This window comes from Nocardia sp. NPDC019395, assembly GCF_040632335.1.
In the GTDB taxonomy this organism is placed as follows: Bacteria; Actinomycetota; Actinomycetes; order Mycobacteriales; family Mycobacteriaceae; genus Nocardia.
This window is the reverse complement of record NZ_JBEYBT010000001.1, coordinates 1,221,386-1,233,234: the sequence shown is the minus strand read 5'-3', so window position 1 is coordinate 1,233,234 and position 11,849 is coordinate 1,221,386. Positions and strand designations below refer to the sequence as shown.

Here is an 11,849-nt window from a genome sequence, read left to right as displayed (position 1 = left end):
TTATGCCGCGACCCGCTCGCCACTCCGGTCCGGCACACCTGCCACACGAAGCCTGCGGGCGGGCAGGCCATAGGTCGGATGGCGCAGGCTCCACGGTCCCGCCGCCAGAATGGCGGCCTTCACGCCAGCGGCCGGACGGCCCCGCAGGGCCCCGGGCCGGGACCGCTCGTCACTGTCGACCAACTGGAAGAGCGCATCCTTGCGGCCGAGGCTGATGTGATTGCCGACGTAGGACAGCGCGGTACGCGAGACCGGACGGCCGGTGAGATCGCCGAGAATCGCGGCCGCGGCCTGCTTGGCGGTGAATCCCGCCGAAGCGCACGACATGGGCAGCGGCCGGCCGCTGTCACCGATCACGAACGCGCTGTCTCCGGCGGCGTAGACGTCCGGATGCGAGACCGACCGCATCATCCGGTCCACCCTGATCCGGCCGTTCTCCTGCACGGCGAGACCGCTCGCGGCGGCCACCGGGTGCACGGCGAAGCCGGCAGCCCAGACGGTAGCGTCCGCGGGGAAAACGGTGCCGTCGGCCGCGACCGCACTCTTGGCCTCCACCTTTTCGACGGTGGTGTGCTCGTGCACCGCGATCCCGAACCGGTCGAATGCCCGCCACAGATGCCGACTGGCGGCAGATCCCAGCCAGCCGCCGAGTTCACCGCTGGTGGCGAGGGTGACCCGCAGGCCCGGCCGGGATTCGGCGAGTTCGGTGGCGGCTTCGATGGCGGTGAGATTGCCGCCGACAACCAGCACGGTCCCGTTCCCCTCGAGATCGTCCAGCCGCCGGCGCAGCCGCAGCGCCGACGGACGTCCGGCGACGTGGAAGGCGTGCTCGGCGACGCCCGGCACGTCATGCGCGGCGGCGGTACTGCCGAGGGCGTAGACGAGGGTGTCGTATTCGAGCCGGTCGATACCGTCACCGGCTGTTACCGTGACGGTCCGCTCGCGCGGGTCCACGGCGTCGACATGTGCAATGTTCAGCCGGATACCGGTACCCGCGAACAGCTCCGTCAACTCGTGCCGGCGCAATTCGTGGCCCGCCGCGAGCTGGTGCAGGCGCATCCGTTCGACGAAATCGGGTTCACCGTTGACGACGGTGATCTCGACCTCGTCGCGGTGCAGCCGCCGGGCGAGCAATCCGGCGGCGTAGGCGCCGGCGTATCCGGCCCCGAGAATCACGATGCGATGCTTCATGACGTTGCTCCTGTCTGGTTCGCGTGCACTCTGAACGGCGCGGCGACGCGATCCCTGACAGGTTCAGGCTGTGATGTGGATCACTCCCCCGCTGGAGCAGGTCGCCCGCGCCGCAGAACCCGCCGCGCCCACGCCCGGATACGGGTGCGCCGCGGTTCCGGTTCGGCCACCTCGGCACCCTCCGACGCGGCCGCCGCCTGCGCGAACCGGGTATGCAACTGCTCGCGGACCTCGTCCGGCGTGTAGGCGCGACGGCGGCGCTCCGCGCGCACCACCACCACACCGGTGGCCACCACACCGGCCGCGCCCGCCAAACCCAGCACCTTCCACCACGTCATACCGCATAGGCTACTTGTATGGCGGGTACGGATATCGATCTCGACCGGGCTGTCGAGATCACCAGAACAGGCGATATCTGGCTGTTCCGTGGGCATTCCACGGCCGACCGGATGATCCGGATGACGACCAACAGCCCGGTCAACCATGTCGGTATGGCCGTGACGATCGATGATCTCCCCCCGCTGATCTGGCACGCCGAACTGGGCCGGTCGCTACCGGATATGTGGTCGGGCACCGCACACCGCGGCGCCCAGCTGCACAATCTTCGTGACGCGGTTCTGGTGTGGGCCAACCGCTACGGGCAGCGGGCCTGGCTGCGCCAGCTCGATCCACCGGCCACCCGCGAGATGGAGGACGGTGTGCTGCGCACCGTCGCCCGGCTCGACGGCACCCCGTTCCCGTCCACCGCCGCACTCGCCGGGCGCTGGTTCCGCGGCCGGATCCAGTTGCCCCGCCGCAAGTCTCGCCGGCCGGATGCCCGTGAGGTGGAGAACGCGTATTGCGCGGAAATCGTGGCCGCCACCTACCAAGGGATGGGATTGCTACCGGAGAACCGTAGCCCCGACTGGTACGACCCGGGCCGTTTCTGGAGCGGTGACCACCTCCGGCTCGCGGGAGGTCATACACTCGGCGGCGAGGTCGCGGTGCGCGTACCCGCCGAGGCAGCCGAACGACCGAGTGACCGGTGAGCCACCCACGGTGTACGGGGTGCGCGTATTCCACTGCATCATCGTCGTGACCGGCGAGCGGAGGATCTGGTACGGGGTCCAGTTGTCGCGTGGTGGCCCTGTACCGGGAATCCACTGCCCTGCATGCTCGTCCCATGACCCGACGCCTCTTCGCATTGTTCGCCGGTCTCTGGCTGTACGGATTCTCGATGGCCGTGATGATCCGTGCCGCAATGGGTTTGAATCCATGGGGCGTTCTCCATCAAGGCGTGACACGCCATCTCCCGCTGAGCTTCGGCACGGTCACCATCCTCATCGGTGCCCTCGTACTCCTCGCGTGGGTTCCGCTGCGACAGCGACCAGGTTTCGGGACGGTGTGCAATATCGTTCTGGTCGGGGTCGCGACCGATATGGGGTTGTGGTTGCTGCCGCAGTGGCATTCGATACCGCTGCGGGTGGGCGCGATGGTGCTCGCCGTGGTGCTCAATGCGCTGGCCGGGGTGCTCTATATCGGTGCGGGACTCGGGCCGGGACCACGGGACGGGCTGATGACCGGGCTGGTGCAGCGCACCGGGCTGTCGATACGCGTGGTGCGGACGACTATCGAGGTATCGGTACTGGCCACCGGCTGGCTGCTCGGCGGTGGGGTGGGAATCGGCACGGTGGTCTACGCCCTCGCCATCGGACCGTTGACCCAGTCCATGGTCCCGCTGGTCTCCGGGTGGTTGCCCGGGTTCGACACCAGGACGCAGGCCGGCGGACCTCCCACCGATTCGAAGGCCGCTGAACCGGAAGGTATCGGATGCGGAGACGGTACCAGCCGGCCGCGTGCGTGAGCGGTCGATGTGCCGGGCTCGTATCCGGGGCATTTCCATGGCGGACCCGGGGCAGTAAACTGGGCACTCGGTATTCGACTGCGCGCTGTGCAACGACGACCGGGGGGATCCTCCAACCACCAGGAATCTCCGATGGACATCCGAACCGACGAGATCGCCGACGGGATCTACCGCTTCTCCACCTACGTCCCGGATGTGGGCCCCACCGGCTTCACCTTCAATCAGTTCTTCGTGGATGCCGAGGAACCGCTGCTGTTCCATACCGGTATGCGGGCCCTGTTTCCCGCGGTATCCGCGGCTGTCGCGCGGATCAGGCCGGTCGAGCAGCTGCGGTGGATCACCTTCGGTCATGTGGAAGCCGATGAATGCGGGGCGATGAACCTCTTCCTCGAGGCCGCCCCGGACGCACAGGTCGCCCACGGTGAAGTGGGCTGTCTGGTGTCGCTCGACGATCTGGCCGACCGGATGCCGCGCCGGCTCGCCGACGGCGAGGAGATCGATCTGGGCGATCGGCGGGTTCGCCATTTCGACACTCCCCACGCACCGCACAACTGGGAAGCGCGGGTCTTGTACGAAGAGAGCACCGGAGTGCTCTTCTGCGGCGATCTGATGACCCAGCTCGGTGACGGTCCGGCGCTCACCGACAGCGATCTCGTCGGACCTGCGACGGTCGCCGAGGATGCGTTCCATGCGACCTCGCTCGGCCCCGCCGTACCCGCGACACTGCTCCGGCTCGCGGCGCTGGAGCCGAAGACGCTCGCCGTGATGCACGGTTCCAGCTACACCGGCGATTGCGCGCAGGCATTGCGCGATCTCGCGGCGGTCTACCAGGAGCGGATCTCCGACTGACCGCCGAATCGTTTGTTGACGGGAAATAGTTTTGTTGCAAAACTAACGCGCCATGGGAATTGTGATCGCCGGTGCGGGTATCGGCGGGCTCACCGCGGCGTTGAGTCTGCATGCCGCCGGGTTCCGGGATATCGCGGTATACGAGCGCGTCGACACTCTGCGCCCCCTCGGCGTCGGCATCAACCTCCTCCCGCACGCGGTGCGTGAACTGACCGAACTGGGCTTCGGCGAGCGCATGGCCGCCTTGGGTGTGGCACCCGGAACGCTCGCCTACTACAACAGGCACGGCCAGGAGATCTGGTCCGAGCCACGGGGTCTCGCCGCCGGCTACCACTGGCCGCAGTTATCGGTCCATCGAGGCGGGTTGCAGATGGAGTTGCTCGCCGCTGTCCGGGAGCGGCTGGGGGCGGACGCCGTCCGCACCGGGCACCGGCTCGTCGCCGCCGAACCGTCCGGTATCGCCCGCTTCCACACGGCAGCCGGTGAGGTGGCCGTGCACGCGGAACTGATCATCGGGGCCGATGGTATCCATTCGGCGCTGCGCCGCCGGCACCAGCCGGACGAAGGGGCGCCGGTGTGGAACGGGCTGACGCTGTGGCGCGGTACCGCGCGGTCCCCCGGCTTCCTCGACGGCCGCACGATGATCATGGCGGGTGACGCGCAGCAGAAGTTCGTCGCCTACCCGATCGGCGATACGGTCAATTTCATCGCCGAACGCCGGACCACCGGCCCGGGTGCCGGGGATGCCGATTGGAATCGTGCGGTCGACCCGGCTCCGATCGTCGAACTGTTCCGGGACTGGCGGTTCCCGTGGCTGGACGTGCCCGGACTCCTCGCCGCCGCCGACGAGATCCTGGAATATCCGATGGTCGACCGGGACCCGATCGACCGGTGGACCTACGGCCGGACCACCCTGCTCGGCGATGCCGCGCATCCGATGTACCCGAACGGTTCCAACGGTGCTTCCCAGGCCATCCTCGACGCGCGCACCCTCGCCTATCATCTCGCCACCGCACACTCCACCGACGCGGCGCTCGCGGCCTACGAGAACGACCGCCGGCCCGCCACGACGGCACTCGTGCTGAGCAACCGGCGCCAGGGACCCGAGCAGGTCATGGTCCTCGCCCACGAACGAGCACCGGACGGGTTCGCGCATATCCACGATGTCGTCTCGCCGGAAGAGCTCACCGAGATCGCCACCGGGTACAAGAAGGCCGCCGGATTCCACCCCGACGCGCTCAATACCCGGCCCTCGCTGTCGCCGCCGGCCGCGAACCGCTCCCTGGACCCGCTGGAGGCCGCTTCGTGACGGATCTGGATGCGGCGCGGCTGGCGTCGGTGATCTCCCCGCTGCGCCGGACACTGCTCGCCGCCGCCCGGGCCACCGAACACCTGCCGGAAATCCCGGACGCGCAGATCGAGATCATCCGGGCGCTGCCACCGGACACCGTCGTCGCTTCGGGCGAACTGGCCGAACAACTCGGCCTGAGCCGCTCTACTGTCAGCAATCTGCTCACCACGATGGCAGCGGGCGGATTGATCGAACGCAGCACCCGATCCGCCGACCGGCGTCATATCGAAATCCGCACCACCGCGCGGGCCCACGACCTCTTCGCCCGCTTCGACCTGGCCAGCAGCGCACTCGTCACCGACGCCGCCGCCACCCTCAGCGAGGCGGACCGCGCCGCGCTGGCCGCCGCCCTCCCCGCGCTCGAACGCCTGCGGGAGGCTCTCCAGGCACTTCGCACCACCGAGGAAACCGTATGAACATGCTCCGTCAGCGCCTATCCCGATGGATACAGGCGCGAGTCCTGCAGGGAGTCGTTCCGGGCCCGCACGATATAGCGATCCGCAAGAATCTGCGGGTCCCGATGGACGACGGGGCCGAACTCCTCGCCGATCTGATCACGCCGCTCGGCGATACCGATCCACAGCTGCCCACGATCGTGATCCGCGGCCCGTACGGCAGAAGCGGCCCGGTTGCCAACCAGGCTCGCGCGCTGGCCCGCGAGGGGTTTCCGGTGCTGTTCCAGAGCTGCCGCGGAACCTGGGGGTCCGACGGTGTGTTCACTCCGCAGATCGATGAGCAACGCGACGGGATCGCCACGCACCGCTGGGTCCGGAAACAGCCCTGGTGCACCGGCTCGGTGGTCACGTACGGGCCCAGCTATATGGGTTTCACCCAGTGGGCGGTGGCCGGGAAACTGCAGAACGAGGATCCGGCGAACGCGCCCGACGCCCTCTGCCTACTCGTCACAATGCCCGACTTCGGCGCCATCACCTGGGACAATGCCGCGTTCTCGCTGCGTAACGCGCTCGGCTGGACCCAAATGATGGACCGGATGATCCACCGGCAGCTGCTCGCGCTGGCACTGGGGCAGTTGCGGCCCGACGGCAAGCTACGGAAGGCCTTCGACGCGCTGCCGCTGGCCGACGGTGATCGCATCGCGAACGGCCGCCGGGTGCACTGGTACCAGGATTGGGTCGCGCACGAACGGCTCACCGACCAGTACTGGACGCAGCAGTCGCATACCGCGTCGGTCCCCGATGTCACCGCGCCGGTTTTCATGATCACCGGCTGGTACGACATCTTCCTGCCGTGGCAGCTGCGCAACTACGCGCAACTGGTCGAGGCCGGGCGGTCCCCGCGGCTCACCCTCGGCCCCTGGGGTCATATATCCCGGGGTATGGGAGCACCGACGATCAACGAGTCGGTCTCATTCCTGCGAGAGCACTTCACCGGCGCGCCGAGTACGCGGGTGGCGCCCGTACGCGCTTATCTCACCGGCGCCGAACACTGGCACGACCTGCAATCGTGGCCGCCGCCCGGCACGGTGACCGACGTCCGGTATCTGCAGTCCGAGGGCGGGTTGGCCACCGAACTTCCGGAAGGTGGAACCACGCGCTACATCTACGATCCCGCCGATCCCACCCCGGCCCTCGGCGGGCCGAGTCTCCAGCCGAATTCGGGTCCGGTCGACAACACCGCACACGAGCGTCGCGACGATGTCACGGTATTCCGGGACGAACCGCTCGGCGCACCGGTGACGGTCGCCGGAGAACCGGTGGCCCGCATCCGATTCCGGTCGTCACAACCCAGCGCGGACCTTTTCGTCCGGATCTGCGACGTGCACCCGGACGGCCGGTCGATGACCGTCTGCGACGGGATCCGCCGCATCGGCAGTATCGGCTCCGCCGCCACCGACCCGGAACCGGACGCCGACGGTTTCCGGGAGGTCGAAGTGCGGCTGTGGCCCACCTTCCACCGGTTCGGGTCCGGCCACCGGATCAGCGTGCAGATCAGCTCGGGTGCCCACCCCCGGTATGCCCGTAACCCGGGGTCCGGGGAGCCGGCCGTATCGGCCGTGACCCTGCATCGCGCCACCCAGGAGATCTCCCACGACACTCCCGCGCCGTCGCGTATCGATCTTCCGGTGTGGTCGTCATGAGCACCCCGCCCGTACCCGGACTGGAGCCGGCATTCGAGGTGGAGGTCCTACTCGGCCCGCTGGAGGATCACGGCGTGACCCGCGCCGGGCACCGCAGGGTCGTACCGATCGCGGGCGGCCGGGTGACCGGTCTGTTCGACGCGCATATCCTGCCGGGCGGCGCCGACTGGCAGGTGGTCCGGCCCGACGGCGCCATCGAGATCGACACCCGGTATTCGGCGCGCACGGACGACGGCGCGTATATCCATATCCGTACGTTCGGCGTGCGCAGTGGCAGCCCGGAGGTGCTGGCGGCGTTGTTGCGCGGTGATCAGGTCGCCCCTTCCGAGTACTACTTCCGTCTCGGCGTACAGCTCGAAACATCGGATCCACGCCTCGCCGAGCTGGAACACTCCATTTTCGTGGCGTCCGCGATCCGGGACGCCGGCAAAGTCCGCTATACCGCTTACCGGGTCACCTGACGGGCCCATCTCCGTCGCGGACCCGACAGACGACCCCGTGACTCCGGCAGCCGAGCCGAGAACGGGCAATGAGCCGCGCGGGCCGACTGTGTGGAACCGGGGCCCGGTTCGAGGATCAACCCGACGCCGAGCGCACCTCTTGCGCCAGCTCGTCATCGATTCCGACCCGTACCAGCGCGGCCGCGAACTCCGCCGCATGGTCGCCGGGCGCCAGACCGGCCAGTTTTCCGGGATCGCCCGGCAGCGCGACCCGTTCGGCGCCGTGCACCGCGCGGTCGTCGAAATGCGGGCGCACCCAGGTCCACACGTCCTGGACCTCGCGCAGGAATACCTCGCTGCCGGTCGGGCCGATACCTTTGAACTGCTGGATCAGTTCACCGGCCCGCTCGACGTCGTGATCGGCTTCCTCGGCCAGTTTCCGCAGGTCGCCGTCGTATTTCTCGAGTGCCTTACCGGCGATTTCGCCGAGCTGGGTGGCGGTGCTCTCGTCGTACCGGCGGTAGTGCCCGCGGCCGAGCGCGTCGACCAGTTCCTGCCAGTCCGCGTCCGCCACCCGCCGCGCGGTCCGGTAACCGCTGCCCACCAGCTCCGTTGTCGCGGCGATCGCGATATCGGCCGAGATCCGGGCACTGAGCAGTTCGGTCAGCATCAGCAGCTGGAACAGTGGCGCCGGCTTGTCGTCCAGCCGGATCCCCGCTTCCGCGGCGTAGGTGGTTCCCGCCCGGTCGAGCAGCGCGTGCACAATATCTCGCTGGTTCACCGTGCCTCCTTCGAAGCAGGTACTACGGTCGGCGAAGGCGGAGCTCTCGCATCATCGCGCCTCCTGCCCTCGCAGCGCGTATACCCGGCGCCCGGAGATCCACACACCGCGCTGCCACGCGTGAGACCGGGCACGCCGGTACAACGTGCCCGGACTTCCCGGCCTCGACCCGACGCGTTCGGTTCAGTGCGCGGCGAGGGCGGCTTTCTCCGCCTTGGCGGCTTCGCGGGCGACCAACCGCGCGCGCTGCTCCTCGAACCGCTGGACATCCTTGGCGAGCTTCTCGAGATACTCGGCCAGCTCTTCCCGGGCGCGCTCGCCGCGGGCAGTGAAATCGGTGCGGTCGAAAACATTCCAGATCCGCAACACCGGCCACAGCACCTCGTCGAGATGCTGACGCAGATCGTAGATCCCGTGTTTCACCATCAGCACCCCGTTGCGGCGCCAGTTGGGCATACCCTTGCCCGGCATGGCGAAATCCTTGATGATCTTGGTGACCGATTCCATCGCCTGATCGGGTGCGAGATCGAAGGCGGCGGCGGCCAGATTGCGGTAGAAGATCATATGGAGGTTCTCGTCGGTGGCGATCCGCTTGAGCATCGCGTCGGCGATGGGATCACCGCAGACCTTGCCCGTGCAACGGTGGCTGATCCTGGTGGCCAGCTCCTGGAACGTCACATACGCGACCTGATCGAGGACACCGTGGAAATCATCCGGTGCGTGCACACCCCGGGTCATATGCACCATCCGGTCGTTCTCCAGGGCTACCGGATCCACACCGCGAGTGACGACGAGATAGTCGCGCATGGCGATCGCGTGCCGGCCCTCCTCCGCGGTCCACCGGCCCACCCACGTCCCCCAGGCACCGTCCTGCGAGAAGTGCTCGCTGATCGTCCGGTGATACGAGGGCAGATTGTCCTCGGTCAGCAGGTTGGTGATCATCGCGACCTTGGCGACCTCGGACAGCCGTGACTGCTCGGGATCCCAGTCGACTCCGCCCAATGCTGCGAAGTTGCGGCCCTCGTCCCACGGCACGTAGTCATGCGGGTTCCAGGCCTTGGCGGTGGCCAGGTGCCGATCCAGATTCTCGGCGACCACCGGCTCCAACTCCACCAGCAATTCGTACTGCGTGACATCGCGTCCCATGCAGATCCTCTCAGCTCGTCCTCGGTGATGATGCCAAACTGGCTGCGACGTCGCACCCGATCAGGCCGATCGGCACGGCGCCTACGATCGTGAACCCGGTCGAACACACTCCGCGCGGATGCGTCCGCCGCACTCCGCGCCACTCATGACAGACAGTAACCACCTGCCGGTGCAGACGATACCCGCCACCGGGAAGCCGGTTCGCCTGTCGGCTCGGGCCGGGCCTGCGGGAATCGGCGCGGGACCGTGGGCGGTGTAGCTATACGCTCGTGCCGCTGTGCACCATACGGGCTTCGGCGGACAGCGGCGCGCGCAGTAAACCGTCCCAGGCGTCGATGAGGGTCGCGAGGGTCGCCTGATCCGGTGCGGCGCCGGTCCGCCCGTAGCGGGCCAGCGTTCGCAGCACACTCTCGTACACCATGCGGATGCGCTGGCGCCGGACAGTCTCCGGCAGTTCGGACAGGGCCGCATACAGGGCACTGTCGACCGCCATTCCGCCGGCGGTCATCTCGGGGTCCGCGGAGCTGAACGCCCGGTCGAGGATATCGGATTCCAGCAGCCGATCCAGCAAGCCCACATAGTGGTTTCCCTCGTGCAGGGTGTTGGCCAGCGGCTGTACCAGAACCCACAGCACCTCGCGGATGGTCAGCGTGCGGCCCGATGCGGTCAGCCGGTCGACCAGATCCGTGCGGTCGGTACTGATCGTCGGTAGCCGGTGGTCGAATACCGCGCGCAGCAGGTTCTCCTTGGAACCGAAGTAGTAGCTGATCACCGATGCGTTGTGTTGTCCTGCGGCGCTGCGGATCTCAGAGAGGGCGACGGCCTCGTAACCGCGCCGGGCGAACAGGCGCTCGGCGGTTTCGATCAGGAGTATCCGGGTGCCCTCACCGGCGCTGTAGCGGCCGCGTCTGGCGGTCATGGATGCCAACCATACCGAGCCGAAGCCGCGGCGGTCCGGCATTCGGGTGCAGGAATCCCAGGTCACCGCTGTCCAGCTGCACGGCAGCGATCTGTAAACAAATGAACGCACGGCGATCGCATCCATTCGCAAATTAATGTCATCCGATTATTTTTCTCGTGGACGGACCACCCGAACTTGTTCCAGGCCCCCGATTTCCCGTTGCGGTGCGCACCACTCGCTCACCGTCCAGTTCGATCCACGAGGAGAACCGTGACCACCACCGAGACCCGCCCCGCCACCGCAGCCGATATCTACGCCGCCGGCGGTATCACCGTGACCAAACTGGGTGAGAACATCGGCGCACTCATCGAGGGCGTCCGGGTATCCGGCGATATCGGCGCCGAGACCGCGTTCGCCATTCGCTACGCGCTGGCCGCCAACAATGTGATCGTCTTCCGCGGCCAGCACCATGTCGACGACGATGTGCAGTACCAGTTCGCCTCGACACTGGGCACGCCGACCACCACCCATCCGACCCTCACCTCCGAGGACAACCGGACGCTGGTGATCGAAGGGGCCGCGAACAGCTGGCATACCGATGTCACCTTCATCGACCGCATTCCGAAGGCCTCCATCCTGCGTGCCGTCGATATCCCGCCCTATGGCGGTGCCACGACCTGGGCGTCGACGACCGCCGCCTACGCTCAGCTGCCCGAGCCGCTCAAGGCGCTGGTGGAAAAGCTGTGGGCCGTTCACAGCAACGAATACGACTACGCGGGTGTCCACGCCGACGCCCGGTCGCGCGGGCTCGCCCGGCAGGAGCATATGCAGAACTTCACCCGCATCGTGTTCGAGACCGAACATCCGGTGGTCCGGGTGCACCCGGAGACCGGCGAGAAGTCGCTGCTGCTCGGTCATTTCGTCAAGAATTTCGTGGGACTCAAGACCTCGGAGTCGGCCGCCCTGTTCCAGGTCCTGCAGGACCGGATCGTGCGCCTGGAGAACACACTGCGCTGGTCCTGGACCCCGGGCGATCTGGTGATCTGGGACAACCGGGCGACCCAGCACTACGGGATCGCCGATTACGGCGACCACAAGCGCAGTGTGCACCGGGTGACGCTGGCCGGCGATATACCGGTCTCGGTCGACAACGACACCAGCCGGATCCGCACCGGCGACGCCTCCCATTTCTCGATCGTCGATCCCGCCGGCCGTTTCCCCGGTTTCGGCGCCTGATTCACCCGCCCGT

General features: G+C 67.6%; 13 protein-coding genes. 8 read left to right on the top strand and 5 right to left on the bottom strand.

Annotated elements, in window-relative coordinates; genetic code table 11:
* Complete coding sequence (locus tag ABZ827_RS05070; RefSeq protein WP_357232948.1) at window positions 1–1,191, bottom strand: FAD-dependent oxidoreductase; 1,191 nt, start codon at window positions 1,189–1,191, stop codon at window positions 1–3.
* A gap of 80 nt (window positions 1,192–1,271) precedes the next feature.
* Entirely contained in the window at window positions 1,272–1,529 is a 258-nt protein-coding gene (locus tag ABZ827_RS05065) for a hypothetical protein (protein ID WP_357232946.1), read from the bottom strand.
* Window positions 1,530–1,547: 18 nt separating this feature from the next.
* Between ABZ827_RS05065 and ABZ827_RS05060 the strand changes: the two genes are divergently transcribed.
* The 7 genes from ABZ827_RS05060 to ABZ827_RS05030 all read left to right on the top strand — a co-directional run bounded on the left by ABZ827_RS05060 (window position 1,548) and on the right by ABZ827_RS05030 (window position 7,793).
* On the top strand, window positions 1,548–2,219 hold the full coding sequence (locus ABZ827_RS05060; protein WP_357232944.1) for a hypothetical protein: 672 nt from the start codon (window positions 1,548–1,550) through the stop codon (window positions 2,217–2,219).
* A 134-nt stretch (window positions 2,220–2,353) separates the two neighbouring features.
* The gene (locus ABZ827_RS05055) at window positions 2,354–3,034 is read left to right on the top strand and encodes a hypothetical protein (RefSeq protein ID WP_357232943.1); all 681 of its coding nucleotides are present in this window, start codon (window positions 2,354–2,356) and stop codon (window positions 3,032–3,034) included.
* Between the two features lie 132 nt (window positions 3,035–3,166).
* On the top strand, window positions 3,167–3,883 hold the full coding sequence (locus tag ABZ827_RS05050) for an MBL fold metallo-hydrolase (RefSeq protein ID WP_357232941.1): 717 nt from the start codon (window positions 3,167–3,169) through the stop codon (window positions 3,881–3,883).
* 52 nt (window positions 3,884–3,935) lie between these two features.
* Window positions 3,936–5,192, top strand: a complete 1,257-nt coding sequence (locus tag ABZ827_RS05045) for a flavin-dependent oxidoreductase (RefSeq protein ID WP_357232939.1) — start codon at window positions 3,936–3,938, stop codon at window positions 5,190–5,192.
* The gene (locus ABZ827_RS05040; protein ID WP_357232938.1) at window positions 5,189–5,650 is read left to right on the top strand and encodes a MarR family transcriptional regulator; all 462 of its coding nucleotides are present in this window, start codon (window positions 5,189–5,191) and stop codon (window positions 5,648–5,650) included. The genes ABZ827_RS05045 and ABZ827_RS05040 overlap by 4 nt, the downstream gene beginning before the upstream one ends.
* Complete coding sequence (locus tag ABZ827_RS05035) at window positions 5,647–7,332, top strand: CocE/NonD family hydrolase (RefSeq protein WP_357232936.1); 1,686 nt, start codon at window positions 5,647–5,649, stop codon at window positions 7,330–7,332. The genes ABZ827_RS05040 and ABZ827_RS05035 overlap by 4 nt, the downstream gene beginning before the upstream one ends.
* Window positions 7,329–7,793, top strand: coding sequence for a DUF3237 domain-containing protein (locus tag ABZ827_RS05030; RefSeq protein ID WP_357232934.1), 465 nt, complete (start codon window positions 7,329–7,331; stop codon window positions 7,791–7,793). Before ABZ827_RS05035 ends, ABZ827_RS05030 begins: the two co-directional genes overlap by 4 nt.
* Before the next feature lie 115 nt (window positions 7,794–7,908).
* Here the strand turns inward: ABZ827_RS05030 and ABZ827_RS05025 are convergent, their stop codons facing one another.
* The 3 genes from ABZ827_RS05025 to ABZ827_RS05015 form a co-directional block, all read right to left on the bottom strand.
* Window positions 7,909–8,553: an endonuclease gene (locus ABZ827_RS05025; protein WP_357232932.1), complete on the bottom strand. Its 645-nt coding sequence runs from the start codon at window positions 8,551–8,553 to the stop codon at window positions 7,909–7,911.
* Window positions 8,554–8,736: 183 nt separating this feature from the next.
* Window positions 8,737–9,699 carry an acyl-ACP desaturase gene (locus tag ABZ827_RS05020; protein ID WP_357232930.1) on the bottom strand — a complete coding sequence of 321 codons (963 nt, stop codon included), beginning with the start codon at window positions 9,697–9,699 and terminating at the stop codon, window positions 8,737–8,739.
* 259 nt (window positions 9,700–9,958) lie between these two features.
* Window positions 9,959–10,618 (bottom strand): helix-turn-helix domain-containing protein, encoded by a 660-nt coding sequence (locus ABZ827_RS05015; protein WP_357232928.1) that lies wholly within the window; start codon window positions 10,616–10,618, stop codon window positions 9,959–9,961.
* A 252-nt stretch (window positions 10,619–10,870) separates the two neighbouring features.
* Here ABZ827_RS05015 and ABZ827_RS05010 point away from each other — a divergent pair, with 252 nt between their 5' ends.
* Complete coding sequence (locus ABZ827_RS05010; protein ID WP_357232927.1) at window positions 10,871–11,836, top strand: TauD/TfdA family dioxygenase; 966 nt, start codon at window positions 10,871–10,873, stop codon at window positions 11,834–11,836.
* Window positions 11,837–11,849: the final 13 nt, after the last annotated feature.